This window comes from Pedobacter sp. NEAU-ZC8 (assembly GCF_059278965.1).
This window is the reverse complement of sequence record NZ_JCAJXC010000012.1, coordinates 137,723-151,508: the sequence shown is the minus strand read 5'-3', so window position 1 is coordinate 151,508 and position 13,786 is coordinate 137,723. Positions and strand designations below refer to the sequence as shown.

At 43.0% G+C, this 13,786-nt stretch carries 12 protein-coding genes; 6 read left to right on the top strand and 6 right to left on the bottom strand.

The features are described 5' to 3' along the window. Positions 1–54: 54 nt before the first annotated feature. Positions 55–1,119, bottom strand: a complete 1,065-nt coding sequence (locus AC5WJX_RS11405; RefSeq protein WP_494483982.1) for an IS110 family RNA-guided transposase — start codon at positions 1,117–1,119, stop codon at positions 55–57. 483 nt (positions 1,120–1,602) lie between these two features. On the opposite strand from AC5WJX_RS11405, the gene tal reads away from it, so the two are divergent. Further along, positions 1,603–2,700 (top strand): transaldolase, encoded by a 1,098-nt coding sequence (gene tal / locus AC5WJX_RS11400; RefSeq protein ID WP_494484615.1) that lies wholly within the window; start codon positions 1,603–1,605, stop codon positions 2,698–2,700. A gap of 74 nt (positions 2,701–2,774) precedes the next feature. Here tal and AC5WJX_RS11395 read toward each other — a convergent pair whose 3' ends face one another. Further along, complete coding sequence (locus tag AC5WJX_RS11395) at positions 2,775–4,508, bottom strand: phospho-sugar mutase (protein WP_494484614.1); 1,734 nt, start codon at positions 4,506–4,508, stop codon at positions 2,775–2,777. 396 nt (positions 4,509–4,904) lie between these two features. Between AC5WJX_RS11395 and AC5WJX_RS11390 the strand changes: the two genes are divergently transcribed. Both AC5WJX_RS11390 and lysA read left to right on the top strand, forming a co-directional pair. Further along, complete coding sequence (locus AC5WJX_RS11390; RefSeq protein ID WP_440428995.1) at positions 4,905–6,215, top strand: aspartate kinase; 1,311 nt, start codon at positions 4,905–4,907, stop codon at positions 6,213–6,215. Between the two features lie 240 nt (positions 6,216–6,455). After that, a complete protein-coding gene (gene lysA, locus AC5WJX_RS11385) occupies positions 6,456–7,634 on the top strand; it encodes a diaminopimelate decarboxylase (protein WP_494484613.1) in 1,179 nt (392 codons plus the stop codon). A 100-nt stretch (positions 7,635–7,734) separates the two neighbouring features. Here lysA and AC5WJX_RS11380 read toward each other — a convergent pair whose 3' ends face one another. Both AC5WJX_RS11380 and AC5WJX_RS11375 read right to left on the bottom strand, forming a co-directional pair. Continuing rightward, the gene (locus AC5WJX_RS11380) at positions 7,735–8,118 is read right to left on the bottom strand and encodes an SRPBCC domain-containing protein (protein ID WP_494484612.1); all 384 of its coding nucleotides are present in this window, start codon (positions 8,116–8,118) and stop codon (positions 7,735–7,737) included. 5 nt (positions 8,119–8,123) lie between these two features. After that, positions 8,124–9,314, bottom strand: coding sequence for an acyl-CoA dehydrogenase family protein (locus tag AC5WJX_RS11375; protein WP_494484616.1), 1,191 nt, complete (start codon positions 9,312–9,314; stop codon positions 8,124–8,126). Between the two features lie 62 nt (positions 9,315–9,376). On the opposite strand from AC5WJX_RS11375, the gene folB reads away from it, so the two are divergent. Both folB and AC5WJX_RS11365 read left to right on the top strand, forming a co-directional pair. Further along, positions 9,377–9,742, top strand: coding sequence for a dihydroneopterin aldolase (gene folB, locus AC5WJX_RS11370; protein ID WP_494484611.1), 366 nt, complete (start codon positions 9,377–9,379; stop codon positions 9,740–9,742). Between the two features lie 34 nt (positions 9,743–9,776). Further along, positions 9,777–11,174 carry an FAD-binding oxidoreductase gene (locus AC5WJX_RS11365; RefSeq protein WP_494484610.1) on the top strand — a complete coding sequence of 466 codons (1,398 nt, stop codon included), beginning with the start codon at positions 9,777–9,779 and terminating at the stop codon, positions 11,172–11,174. Here AC5WJX_RS11365 and AC5WJX_RS11360 read toward each other — a convergent pair. Further along, on the bottom strand, positions 11,171–11,683 hold the full coding sequence (locus AC5WJX_RS11360) for an acyl-CoA thioesterase (protein ID WP_440429001.1): 513 nt from the start codon (positions 11,681–11,683) through the stop codon (positions 11,171–11,173). The genes AC5WJX_RS11365 and AC5WJX_RS11360 overlap by 4 nt on opposite strands. Positions 11,684–11,754: 71 nt before the next feature. Between AC5WJX_RS11360 and AC5WJX_RS11355 the strand changes: the two genes are divergently transcribed. Continuing rightward, complete coding sequence (locus AC5WJX_RS11355; protein WP_440429002.1) at positions 11,755–12,189, top strand: Hsp20/alpha crystallin family protein; 435 nt, start codon at positions 11,755–11,757, stop codon at positions 12,187–12,189. 107 nt (positions 12,190–12,296) lie between these two features. On the opposite strand, the gene AC5WJX_RS11350 is transcribed toward AC5WJX_RS11355, so the two are convergent. Further along, positions 12,297–13,688, bottom strand: coding sequence for an arginine decarboxylase (locus AC5WJX_RS11350; RefSeq protein WP_188625920.1), 1,392 nt, complete (start codon positions 13,686–13,688; stop codon positions 12,297–12,299). Positions 13,689–13,786 lie beyond the last annotated feature (98 nt).

The window sequence follows — 13,786 nt, the reverse complement described above, 5'->3', positions numbered from 1 at the left end:
AAAAGGTACTGTTATAAATTGCAAACATTTTAGACAAAAAAGTATTTTTGTATTTCAAAGAAGTTCGACTATGGAACTATCTAGCGTAGTCTCAACTTTCGGGTTGGGACTACTTAGTTTATAGCCCTCAATGAACTCCGTATCATTCTTCCATAAAGTATAGATCAATATTAATAGCTTTCTTTGAATGGCAACTTGTCCAATCATCTTTGAGGGTTTGTTTTGATTGATTCTTGTATACATTTCTTTTAGACCAGGATTGAATCTGCAAGCGACCATTGCCGGGAAGTACAATGCATTTCTGATGTACCGATTGCCTTTTTTAGAGATTCTGGTCTTGCCTTTTATGGAGGTTCCTGATTCTCTTTGCACGACATCATAGCCTGAATAACTTACCAGTTGTTTAGCATTCCTGAAATGCTCAAATCCCATAGTTTCGGCCAGGATAGTAGCTATGGTAATCAAACCTACTCCCTTTATGGTGAGCAGCTTTGTTATTCTTTCTTTCAGGTTGCTGTCTGTTTCTATAAGCCTTTTTATCTCTTTTAACGTTTTTGCAATTTCTTTGTCGATATCTTCAATCAACTTTTTATTACTCTTGAGAATGAAGCTTTGAACATCGTGCGAAGCGTCCTTACTGTGCTTGATGTTGCCAAGGCTAGTTTTTTGTTCTTGTAGCTGAACATAATATCTGGTTAGATTCCTCAGCTGTAATAAGGCGGCAGGAGGTGGAGTCCAAAGCTTATGAGTCCGCTCTACTCCAAGCTGACTTAAGATCCTTGCATCAACAGCATCTGTCTTGGTCTTGATGTTTAAGCTCGAAAAGTAGTGTTTAGAGGTGTTAGGAAGCACCACATGAACCCTTTTCTTTACTTTATGTAAATGGTGTGCCAAATTTTCGTAATAAACACCCGTGGCTTCCATTAGAAACACAAGCTCTGGTCCGATGGCGATAGCGCCCTTGGCCCAGCGAAGCATTTGGTTAAAACCTTTAGTATCATTGCCAAAGGTTACTACTTTTGAGAACGCTAATTCGCCATTCTCTGCACGCTGACACAGACATACTGTAAATGTAGCTTGTGAGATATCTATCCCAACTGATTGTTTTGTAATAGCCATAATCAAGAATTTAGATCGTATCGACTTAATTCCCCTTCGTCTATCCTTTTGTTTTATCCAGGCTCCTAGTTATGGCCTTAAGTACTGTTCAGACTCCTGAGAATAAAATCGTGTCGTTCAACCTTTTTTACGGTATAACATATAGCCTACCTAGCCCGATCTGAACTGACACGAACAGCCAACACATTTTGCATAACAACAATATATTGACCTTTTTAAAATTCTCAGTAAAAATAAAAGCCCGAAACAATCGTTTCGGACTCAAAACATAGGTAGATGAAAACACTATGACTCATTAACCCTCAAATAGCGCATTTGTTTTCATGCCGCATCATTTATTTGACATTTACAAAAAAGCGGTATTTGCTGTAATCTGTTTAAGCAAATTGGGGCGGGCTTAAACTAATTGTTATATTTACTTCTATAAGATAAAACATGCAAACTGTTTTAAGATCTTATTGTTTTTTATTTTAAAGATATTTTATGGAAACCAGTAAAGTAAAAAGAATACATGATTTTGGTCAAAGCATCTGGCTTGACTTTATTGATAGAGATATTATAAAATCCGGTAGACTTAAAGATTTGATTGACAATGACGGCGTTAGGGGAGTAACCTCGAACCCTGCGATATTTGAAAAAGCTATCAGCAGTTCGTCTGATTATGATGCAGATATTTTGCGTATTGCCGAGCAAACGCAAGATTTTGAGGATGTATTTTATCAGCTCGCCATCAGCGACATTCAACAAGCTGCTGATGTTTTTAAACCATTATATAACCAGGAAGAAGTACGGGGCGCCGACGGCTATGTAAGTCTGGAAGTTTCGCCAAGGCTTGCCATGGACACGGAAGGCACCTTCCAGCAAGCTGTAGACCTTTGGAAGAAAGTTGCCCGTCAGAATGTAATGATTAAAATTCCTGGAACAGAGCCAGGCCTTGAGGCCATTCGCAGAGCAATTGCTGAAGGCATCAATATCAACGTGACGCTGCTGTTTGGCTTGGATCGTTACCGTGCCGTAGCTGAGGCCTACATCGCCGGATTAGAAGAGCGCCTGGAGAAAGATCAGCCGATTGCGGATATCGCATCTGTTGCGAGTTTCTTCCTAAGCCGTATCGACGTTATGGTTGATCCGGTTCTGGACGAAAAAGGATTAGGTGATCTTAAAGGTGAAGTTGCTGTCGCTTCCGCGAAAAAAGCATACGAGATCTACCTTGAAGTTTTCAGCTCCGACAGGTGGAAAAAACTTGAAGCAGAAGGTGCTAAGCCACAACGTTTACTTTGGGCAAGTACCAGTAGCAAAAACCCGGCTTTCAAAGCGACGAAGTATGTAGATGCTTTGATTGGCAAGAACACTGTAGACACGGTTCCAATGGAAACGCTGGAAGCATATCGTACAGAGGGTGAGCCAGCTGATCGCTTAACTGAAGATCTGGATAAAGCAACAGAGATCCTGGAGAAACTTAAGACTGCAGGCATCAACCTGGATGAAATTACCCAGAAATTGGAAGATGAAGGTGTAGAAAAATTTATCGCACCTTACGACAAGCTGTTAAAAGCAATTGAAGAGCAGACCAAGAAATAGTCCTCTTTTCTAAATTGAAAAAGCCCTGTTCCATTCGGATCAGGGCTTTTTGCTTTATGGATGTTGATATAAACTTAGGCTTGTAAATCGGCCATTAAGGTGGCAATCTTTCCGCTTAATTGTGCTTCAACTTCTTTGTATTGTGCTTTATCGGCAAGCGGTGCATTTACACTGCAGTAAAACTTGATTTTAGGCTCTGTTCCTGAAGGTCTTGCAGAAACAATACTGCCGTCTTCAGTGATGAACTGCAACACGTCGGATTTTGGTAATTCCAAAGGTTTGGAAGTATTGTTGGTAAGATCGGTTTCTGTACGAAGCTCGTAATCTTTAAGTGTGGTAACCTTAGAACCACCAAGCTGCGCAGGAGGGTTGTTTCTGAATTTTTCCATCATCGCTTTAATTTCTTCCGCACCAGATTTACCTTTCTTGGTTAATGATACCAACTCTTCTTTGTACACGCCATACTCCACGTACATGTCCAGTAGCGCATTGTATAAGCTTGTGCCTTTATCTTTATAATAGGCGGTCATTTCCGCAATGAAAGCACAGGAAATGATAGCATCTTTATCTCTTACCAATTCACCAACAGAGTAGCCGTAGCTTTCTTCACCACCACCAATAAAGGTTTTCTTGCCTTGTAACTGGGTGATCAGCTGACCGATCCATTTAAATCCGGTTAAGGTGTTGTAGCAGGTTACATTTTTAGATGCGGCGATGGCGTCGATCAGGTTGCTGGTTACGATGGTTTTCACAATGTATTGGTTACCATCCAGCTTTCCTTTTTCTTCCCAGGCATTTAGAAGGTAGTGAATCAGTAAACTTCCGGTTTGGTTACCGTTTAATAATACGAACTCACCATCATTGTTTTTAACAGCGATACCTACCCGGTCGGCATCAGGGTCGGTTGCAAGAACAAGGTCCGCATCTATTTCCTGCGCTTTTTGAAGCGCTAAGGTCATCGCTTCCTTCTCTTCGGGGTTCGGATAAACAACAGTAGGGAAGTTACCATCCGGTTCACTTTGTTCCTCAACAATGGTCACATTGGTAAAGCCAAACTGCGCAAGCGCTTTTGGTGCAAGTGTGATTCCTGTACCGTGGATTGGAGAGTACACGATCTTTAAATCATTCTGACGTAGGATTGCTTCTGGCGATACCGACAATTTGGTGATTTCATCCAGGTACAGCTTGTCAATACCGGTACCGATCTCTTCTATATTCTCCTCGATACGGTCGAATTTAACCTGGCTGATGTCTGTAATGGCTGCGACTTCGTTCATCACGGCTTTATCATCGGGCGAGGTAAATTGTCCACCATCTTCGCCGTAGGCTTTATATCCATTATATTCTTTAGGGTTATGCGATGCCGTAAGCATTACACCGCTTTTGCATTTCAGATGCCTGATGGCAAAAGAAAGTTCAGGTGTAGGTCTTAAAGCCTCAAAGAAAAACACATGGATGCCGTTTGCAGAAAATACGTCTGCAGTAACTTTAGCAAATACATCGGAATTGTTGCGGCTATCATGCGCAATGGCAACGCGGATTTTCTCACCCGGGTATTTTTTTAGCAGGTAGTTGCTTAAGCCTTGTGTAGCCGTACCAATGGTGTATTTATTTATGCGGTTAGAACCTGCGCCCATGATACCGCGCAAGCCTCCGGTACCAAATTCAAGGTCACGGTAAAAGGCGTCGGTTAAAGCGGTGGTTTCATTCCTGTCCAGTAGATCCTGGATCTCTGCTTTAGTGGTTTCGTCATAATTACCGCTCAGCCATTTGTTTATGGTGTCTAATGTTGTTGGTTCTAGCTGCATTTCTATATTTCTTGTTGTTTTAAAATTTTTGTTATAACAGTTGTACTAATTTATGGTTTTGTAGATGCTCAAATTCGGGTCCATTACACATCGGCCAATTGATACCAGAAATCATTTTGTTTAGCGCTTTTAATTTATCGTGATTCCAAATATTATTTTGAAATGTGTTAAATGATCGTGCTTTTTTCTATTTTCACGCGTTCTTAGCACAATCTGGGAGTAAATTAATTAAAAGCTTTTGGTATTTCGTTGCTAATTAATGAACAAATTGGTATACAATCATTATTTAATCAAGATTTAATAATACACACACAAGGAAATGGTCCTGATCCTTCCATCTCCATTTGGAATGGTTAAGCTTTTGGAGCGCTTCGGCACATAATAAATTATATACAGATGAAAATACTAAAGTTTGGAGGAACTTCCGTAGGAAGCCCTGAGCGGATGACTAAATTGCTGGATATCATTAAACCGGCAGAAAAACAAATCGTAGTGCTATCAGCAGTGTCTGGTACAACAAATAGTCTAGTTGAAATATCTGCCAAACTTTTGAAGGACGATAAGCAGGGTGGCCTTACTTTGATTGATAACCTGAAGCAAAGCTATCATATCTTTGTTACTGAACTTTTGCCGGAAGGACCATACCGCCTGGAGGGTCAGGAGTTGATTGATTATCACTTCAACTTCCTTGCTGCATTGGCAAATGATCTTTTTACTTCTATTGAGGAGAAAGTAGTGCTTGCGCAAGGCGAATTGATCTCTACGACATTATTCCATATTTACCTAAAGTCTATTGGTGTAGCTTCGGTGCTTTTACCAGCACTGGACTTCATGAAGATCGATGAAGACAACGAACCGGATATTCCATTTATCTCCAGTCACCTGCAGCCGCTGATTGATGCGGCAGCTGACCAGACCCTGTTCATCACCCAAGGCTTTATTTGCAGAAATACCTTTGGTGAGGTGGATAACTTACGTCGTGGTGGAAGTGATTATACCGCTTCATTGATCGGTGCGGCGATACTGGCCGAAGAAGTTCAGATCTGGACAGACATCGATGGCATGCATAATAATGATCCGAGGATTGTTAAAGGGACTCGTCCAATTGCGAAGCTTTCCTTTGATGAAGCTGCCGAACTTGCCTACTTTGGGGCCAAGATCCTACACCCACAATCGGTATTCCCTGCACAGCGTTACAAAATACCAGTACGTTTGTTGAATACCATGGAACCTCAAGCTTCTGGCACTTTAATATCCGCGGAAAGCGAACCTGGTAAAATCAAATCCATTGCCGCGAAAGATGGCATCACGGCCATCAAGATCCAATCGAGCAGAATGTTATTAGCTTATGGATTTTTAAGGAGGGTATTTGAGATTTTCGAAAGATATAAAACGCCGATCGACATGATCACCACTTCGGAAGTTGCGGTATCGTTAACCATTGATTTTACAGACAACCTGGACAAGATCATTGAAGAGCTGCATGACTTTGGCTCTGTCGAAGTGGATAAAGATCAATCCATTGTGTGTGTAGTGGGTGACTTTGGCCCGGAGAAACATGGTTTTGCGTCAAGAGTGCTGGATTCTTTGAAACACATTCCAATCCGGATGATTTCTTATGGTGGTAGTAATTACAACATTTCGCTGTTGATCAACACACAAGATAAAACGGAAGCATTAAGGAGTTTACATAATCGCTTGTTCTAATAAAATATTGAAGTTCGGCTGCGGCGGCGTTCAAAGGCCTGCAAAGCCGGGCTTCAATGTTAACATCATTTTTTCCTCAGGTAGAGCAGGATGGCAATTACGACCAAAACAAGAATATAGGTGAACCGAAACCGCCTGTTATATTCTGCATGGGTGATGCGCTGCCTTTTAAGGTCAAAGTAGTTACCCATGTAAATCAATGTCAGGCCTACCAAACAAAATACAATAAGATATTTCAAAATGAATTTTTCTGATAAAGATATAGCCCAGTTTGCAGAATTAGAAACGCCGTTCTATTATTACGACTTAAATCTGCTGCAGCAAACGCTTGATGCCTGTGCGAAACATGCAAATGCTTACAACTTCCACGTACATTATGCGATGAAAGCGAACTTCAATCCCCGGGTAGTGAGCAAGATCAAGGACATGGCTTTCGGAGCAGATGCGGTAAGTGGGGGCGAGGTGCGGCAGGCGATTGAACTGGGCTTTCCGGCTTCAGAGATCGTGTTTGCTGGTGTAGGTAAGTCCGACAGGGAGATTAACTATGCCCTGGAGCAGGATATTTTCTGCTTCAATGTAGAGTCAATTCAGGAGCTTGAAGTGATCAATGAACTCGCGGGCAAAAAAGGTAAAGTTGCTAAAGTTGCGATCCGTATCAACCCTAATGTGGATGCACATACGCATCATAATATTACCACCGGTCTGGATGAAAACAAATTTGGCATCAACAGCTGGGATCTTCCCGACTGTGCAACGGTATTGAAAAACTCCGGGAACCTGGAATTTATTGGCATACATTTTCATATTGGCTCCCAGATTACAAACCTGGATGTTTACAAGAACCTTTGCTCGCGGGTGAATGAGTTTTCAACCTGGTTTTCCGAACGTGGGTTTAAGGTCAGGGTTTTAAATGTTGGTGGAGGCTTAGGAATTGACTATTATAATCCGGATCAGCAAATCCCTGATTTCGAGAATTATTTCAAGATCTTTAATGACTTCCTTGAAATTGGACATGGTCAGGAAGTGCATTTCGAACTAGGTAGAGCATTGGTTGGGCAATCGTCTTCAGTAATCAGTCAGGTGTTGTATGTGAAGAATGGTAAAAAGAAGAACTTTATCGTGCTTGATGTCGGCATGACCGAACTGATGCGCCCGGCTTTGTACCAGGCATACCACAAAATAGAAAACATCTCTCGGGCACAGACAGTAGCTGCCGCAACAAACACCGCGGAGGCGCTGACCAGGTATGATGTTGTTGGGCCGATTTGTGAAAGCACGGATTGTTTTGGCAAAGAGGTAGAGCTTCCGGAAACCTTCCGTGGAGATCTGATTGCCATTAGAAGTACTGGTGCCTACGGTGAAGTGATGGCATCAAATTATAACCTGCGCGAGAATGTGCGCACGGCTTTCGGAGAATAGCATTTTTTAAGTCAACAAACAGCCGCTGAAAGCATATACCTTCAGCGGCTGTTTATTTTGAACCTCATGCAGCCTTGTAGTTGCTGTATAACTTGCCTGTTTACTCTTCTTCGAAAAAATCTTGCAGACCGCCCAGGTAGTGTTCCTGAATGCCTGCGATGAAATCTTCGTAATCCTCATCCGGAATGTTGGTCTGAACAAACTCCAGTGAGGTACCTTTTTTATCTGCATGTAGTTTTATGGTTACGATAGAAGGTTCATTTTCTTCGCCAAAGTACCACTGCTGTACAATTCTCTTGCCGTATTCAAATTCTATGTTCTTGCCTACAATGTCGCCATCCCAAAAGGAAAACTCTGTGCCTGGTTCTTCAGTAAATTCTACCTGGGCGCCAGTCCAGAGCTGTATGCTTTGTTCTTTGGTGAGTGCCAGGTAAACTTCTTCCGGTGGAGCCGGAAGGTATTCGTATTTCTTAAACGTTTTCATATGCTTTATTTGAAGGCATTGATGCCAGTGACATCCATACCGGTTATTAATAGGTGTATGTCGTGTGTACCTTCGTAGGTCACCACCGACTCCAGGTTCATCATGTGCCGCATAATGGAGAACTCGCCGGTGATGCCCATGCCGCCAAGCATCTGCCTGGCGTTTCTGGCGATGTTCAGCGCAATCTCTACACTGTTTCGTTTGCCCATGGAAATTTGTTCTGCGGTGGCATGACCATCATTCTTCAGCACACCCAGGCGCCATACCAGCAGTTGTGCTTTGGTAATTTCGGTGATCATCTCCGCAAGTTTCTTCTGCTGCAGCTGAAAACCACCGATCGGCTTGCCAAACTGAACCCGCTCTTTGGCATAACGGACTGCAGTATCGTAGCAGTCCATTGCTGCACCCAAGGCGCCCCAGGCAATGCCATAGCGAGCCTGGTTCAAACAGCCGAGAGGACCTTTTAGTCCGGACACGCCCGGCAGTATATAGTCTTTTGGAATCTTCACATTGTCGAACACCAGTTCGCCAGTTGCGGAAGCCCGTAAGCTCCACTTGTTGTGTGTTTCAGGAGTGCTGAAACCTTCCATACCGCGCTCTACAATCATACCGCGGATCTTGCCTTGTTCATCCTTCGCCCATACCACTGCAATGTCCGCAAAAGGGGCATTGGAGATCCACATCTTAGCACCGTTCAGCAGGTAATGGTCGCCCATATCTTTGATGTTGCTGATCATGCCGCCAGGGTTAGATCCGTGATCGGGTTCGGTTAATCCAAAGCAGCCCATGATTTCGCCACTGGCTAATCTTGGCAGATACTTCTGCCGCTGCTCTTCGGAGCCATATGCAAAGATGGGATACATCACCAGCGAGCCTTGCACTGAAGCTGTAGAGCGGATTCCGGAGTCTCCTCGTTCAATCTCCTGCATCAGGATGCCGTAGGAGATATAATCCAATCCCGCACCACCATACTCCAGCGGAATGGTTGGGCCGAAAGCACCAAGATCTGCCAGTCCGGCGATCAGCTGTTTCGGAAACTCAGCACGTTGGGCATAGTCTTCAATGATGGGACTTACAGCGCTTTTCACCCATTCGCGGGCAGTGGATCTGATCAGTTTGTGTTCGTCTGACAGCAGTTCGTCAAGGAGAAAATAGTCTGGTGACTCATATAGGTCTTGCTTTCCGGATCTGTTCATCATCATGCGGATATGGTTTTCGGCTGTGAATGTTCATTCAAATATATAACTTTACACTTCATATGCTGATACAAACGGTTGCTTTAAGAGATGTAAGATGTTTTGCTTACCACGGCTTTTATGCGGAGGAGCAGGTGCTCGGAACGCAGTTCCTGGTGAGTATAGAAGTTAAGTTTAAGCCAACCGGCGACACTGAAGATTTGCAACATACGGTGAATTACGAGGTGCTGAACAATATTATTCAGGAAAGCATGAAGCGCACGCAAAAGCTGCTCGAAACAGTGGTGCATGATATGCTTGAACAAGTGAAGGTGGCATTCCCCTTTGTGCTGAATGTAGTGGTGGGTATTAAAAAGCTACATCCGCCGATGCCCGGGCAGATTGACCATTCCTTTGTGCAACTGGAATATACCGCCGAGCAAAATTAATCAACGTGATCCAGCATCGTACTAAACTGAGAAAATGAACTTCAATAAAATTACCCCACAAATAGTAGATCTGATTAAGGAAGCTGTAGGCGCAGCCAATGTGTTCCTTGACGAGGAGTCGCTCGCTAACTATGCCCATGACGAAACAGAAGACCTGAAGTTTTACCCCGAGGTCGTGGTGAAGCCCCTGAACACCGCTGCGGTATCTGCCCTGCTAAAGGTTTGTAATGGACATCAGGTGCCGGTTACGCCAAGAGGAGGTGGAACAGGACTAAGTGGTGGTGCCTTACCTGTGCATGGCGGCGTTTTGCTTTCAATGGAAAAATTTAAGAAGGTTCTTGATATTGATACAGAAAACTTGCAGGCGACTGTAGAACCAGGTGTGATCACACAGGAGTTTATGGATGCCGTAGGTGAGTTTGGTTTGCGTTACCCGGTAGACCCATCTAGCAAAGGCAGCTGCTTCATTGGTGGAAACGTGGCACACGGTAGTGGCGGCCCACGTGTTGTGAAATATGGTACCATCCGTGAATATATACTGAACCTGGAAGTGGTGCTGCCCGACGGACAGATTATATGGACTGGTGCGAATACCCTGAAGTATGCATCTGGTTACAACCTGACGCAGCTGATGATTGGTTCTGAAGGTACTTTGGGTGTAGTAACCAAAATCGTGACGAAGTTAATTCCGGTTATAAGCCACAGTGTGTTGATGCTGGCATCATTTACGGAGAACGAAGCTGCCTGTGCTGCCGTATCTGCGATCTTCCGCGCAGGCATGACCCCATCCGCGCTGGAATTTATGGAGCGAAAAGGGGTGGAATGGGTAATTAAATATGATAATATCCAGTTTGATCTTAAGGACCATGTAAACGCCTTTCTGATGCTGGAGTTTGATGGCGATGAGATGGATACCATTTTTAAGGATTGTGAAAAGGCGAACTCCGTGCTGGAAGCTCAGGGTTGTGTAGAAGTGCTTTTCGCAGACACAGCCGCGCAAAAGGAAGAACTCTGGAAAATGCGGAGAGTGATGGCAGAGTCGGTTAAGTCAAACTCGGTTTACAAGGAGGAAGATACAGTTGTGCCAAGGGCAGCATTGCCAAAGTTGATCAGCGGGATCAAAGAGATTGGAGCAAAATATGGCTTTGACAGCGTTTGCTACGGGCATGCTGGCGATGGCAATCTGCATGTTAACATTATCAAAGCAGGCATGAGCGACGATGACTGGAAGAACAAACTTAAATTCGGTATTACAGAGATCTTTGAACTTACTGCTGCTTTGGGCGGTACAATCTCGGGTGAGCACGGGATCGGGTTGGTGCAAAAGGAATTCATGCCGCTGAAGTATGCAGAAATCAATCTGAACCTGATGCGCGGTATTAAACAGATCTTCGATCCTAATGGTATCCTGAATCCAGGAAAGATCTTCTAAACCTCCGGGTTAACTTCAGCGCTGACCAGCTGTTCAAATAAAATCATTTTATTTCTTTCCCGCTCGGGAATAGGGGTGGCCTGCTTGCTTTGATTATCATAAGCAACGCAGGCCGTCATGCCTTTACTGCAAACAATTTCCTTCCCATCCTTTTTCTTTACGATCAGGTATTCCAGGTCGAAGCTACTGCGGCCAATCCTGGACGTGCGCACGTACATGTGAATCTGGTCCTCCGGAAAGATAGGGACGATATACTTCAGTGCGGCCTGTCCGATTACAACTCCTGTCTTTTTCCAGTCCCAATTGATAGCATGTTTCCAATACTTAACCCGTGCAATTTCCATGTAGGTGAAGTACACCGAATTGTTTACATGGCCCATCATATCAAAATCAGCAAAACGGGTTTCGATAACGGTCTTGTACTTATAACTGTCGATATCGTTGATGTGTTCGGTCGTTTTGTCTGATTCGTTTGATTTTGACTGCCACAATGTCTTTAAATTCATCATTTTTTGCTTTGGTATGGGAGTTGAATAATGGGAAATGTATTTAAAAATAAAAAAATTAATTAGAACAAGATATGACACTAGTAAATTTCAACAACAGAACCAGAAACAGCGCACCTTATTTCAACAATGTATTTGATTCATTGTTCAGTGAAGCATTAAACAAAAACTATAGCATCACTAAAATGCCCGCTGTAAACATCTCAGAAAATGCAGAAGCTTACGTGATTGAAGTTGCTGCTCCTGGGTTGAACAAAGAAGATTTTCAACTTAACGTGAAGAAAGACACTTTATCTTTATGGGTAGAGAAAAAAGCTGCTGAAGATGAAGTGAAGAGAGATTTCAGCCGCAGAGAGTTTGATTTCAGCTCCTTCGCCAGATCCTTCATGTTACCTGAAAGCGTAGATGCAGAGAAGATTTCTGCTGAGTATACCAACGGGGTATTATACATCACCGTGGGTAAAAAAGATGAATCTCAGAATGCACCTAAAACCATTACTGTAGCTTAATTCTGGAATTAAGTAATTAAGGTTCAATTTTAGCGATAAAAAGAAAAGCCCGGCTGAATGGTTCAACCGGGCTTTGTTTTTGAATAGCTTTATTGGAGATCTAAGATCTAGGTGTAACCCAGGATCTTCAATACTTGTTTACTGTTTTGTTCTTCACCAAACACCTCGAAGTTAAAGGTTTCATCGCGGTTACGACGAATGATCACGTGTTTAGGACTTGGCAATAAGCAATGGTGAATACCACCATAACCGCTTAATACTTCTTGGTAAGCACCAGTGTTGAAGAAGCCAAGGTACTGCACTTTACGTGTTTTCGGCATAAATACCGAGTTCATGTGTGCTTCCTGGTTATAGTAATCCTGGCCGTCGCAGGTAATACCACCAAGGTTTACGCGTTCATACTCTGCGTCCCAGTTGTTGATCGGCAACAAGATATATTTCTGGTTTAAAGCCCATACATCTGGTAGGTTGGTGATGAAAGAACCATCAAGCATCAACCATTTCTCACGGTCATTTTGTTGCTTGCGACCCAGTACTTTATACAAGATACCTGAAGCTTCTGCTACGGTATATTTACCAAACTCCGTGATGATATCAGGCTCCATTACATCGTGTTCCGCACAGATTTCTTTGATACGTTTCACGATCTCATTCACCATGTATTCGTAATCGAAGTCGAATACCAGGGAGTCTTTGAATGGCATACCGCCACCAATATCCAAGGTGTCCAGCTCTGGATTGATCTTTTTAAACTTGCAGTATAAGGTTACATATTTCTCCAGTTCGTTCCAGTAGTACGGAGAGTCCGTGATACCAGAGTTGATGAAGAAGTGTAATAACTTAACCCTGAAGTTCGGGTTAGAAGAGATCTTGTTGTTGTAGAAGTCGATTACATCCTCCATACGAACACCTAAACGGGAAGTATAAAACTGTGAATCTGGTTGCTCTTCCGCTGCAATGCGGATACCCAGGTTACAAGGTGATTCAAGCTCAACTTCATCATCGAATAGGTTAAACTCTTCTTTGTTGTCCAGAACAGGAATGATGTTTTTGTAACCGTCGTGCAGCATATCGATGATATACTGTTTATATTGATACGTTTTGAAGCCGTTACAGATTACAGTGATATCTTTCGTTAGCACACCTTTTTTCTCCAGCGCTTCAATCATCGGCATATCAAAAGCCGAAGATGTTTCCAGGTGAATGTTGTTTTTCAAAGCTTCTTCTACGATGTGACGGAAGTGAGAGCTTTTGGTGCAATAACAGTATTTATAGTCGCCGCGGTAGTTATTATTGATAATTGCGGTTTGAAAAAGAATTTTGGCTTGCTGGATCTTTTTGCTGATCATTGGAAGATAAGTGAACCGTAGGGGAGTGCCGTAGGTTTCAATCATTTCCATCAAATTCAGATCCTGGAAATATAATTCGTCGTCTATAACGCTGTAGCCTTCTTGCGGAAAACCAACGCTTAGATCAAGAAATTCGGAGTAACTCTGCATTTTTTATATTTTTGAACGATATTTTTTTAGGGTGGCTATAAAATGAGTTATTTTGGGCTCAAAGATAATCTAAACGCTTTATAAAACAGACGGCTATT

Excerpts from the sequence above, each read along its gene's own strand:
- AC5WJX_RS11375 (WP_494484616.1), bottom strand. The coding sequence starts at position 9,314 with ATGAACAGATCCGGAAAGCAAGACCTATATGAGTCACCAGACTATTTT.
- lysA (WP_494484613.1), top strand. The coding sequence starts at position 6,456 with ATGAATTTTTCTGATAAAGATATAGCCCAGTTTGCAGAATTAGAAACG.
- AC5WJX_RS11390 (WP_440428995.1), top strand. The coding sequence starts at position 4,905 with ATGAAAATACTAAAGTTTGGAGGAACTTCCGTAGGAAGCCCTGAGCGG.
- AC5WJX_RS11355 (WP_440429002.1), top strand. The coding sequence starts at position 11,755 with ATGACACTAGTAAATTTCAACAACAGAACCAGAAACAGCGCACCTTAT.
- AC5WJX_RS11395 (WP_494484614.1), bottom strand. The coding sequence starts at position 4,508 with ATGCAGCTAGAACCAACAACATTAGACACCATAAACAAATGGCTGAGC.
- AC5WJX_RS11365 (WP_494484610.1), top strand. The coding sequence starts at position 9,777 with ATGAACTTCAATAAAATTACCCCACAAATAGTAGATCTGATTAAGGAA.
- AC5WJX_RS11405 (WP_494483982.1), bottom strand. The coding sequence starts at position 1,119 with ATGGCTATTACAAAACAATCAGTTGGGATAGATATCTCACAAGCTACA.
- folB (WP_494484611.1), top strand. The coding sequence starts at position 9,377 with ATGCTGATACAAACGGTTGCTTTAAGAGATGTAAGATGTTTTGCTTAC.
- AC5WJX_RS11350 (WP_188625920.1), bottom strand. The coding sequence starts at position 13,688 with ATGCAGAGTTACTCCGAATTTCTTGATCTAAGCGTTGGTTTTCCGCAA.
- AC5WJX_RS11360 (WP_440429001.1), bottom strand. The coding sequence starts at position 11,683 with ATGATGAATTTAAAGACATTGTGGCAGTCAAAATCAAACGAATCAGAC.
- AC5WJX_RS11380 (WP_494484612.1), bottom strand. The coding sequence starts at position 8,118 with ATGAAAACGTTTAAGAAATACGAATACCTTCCGGCTCCACCGGAAGAA.
- tal (WP_494484615.1), top strand. The coding sequence starts at position 1,603 with ATGGAAACCAGTAAAGTAAAAAGAATACATGATTTTGGTCAAAGCATC.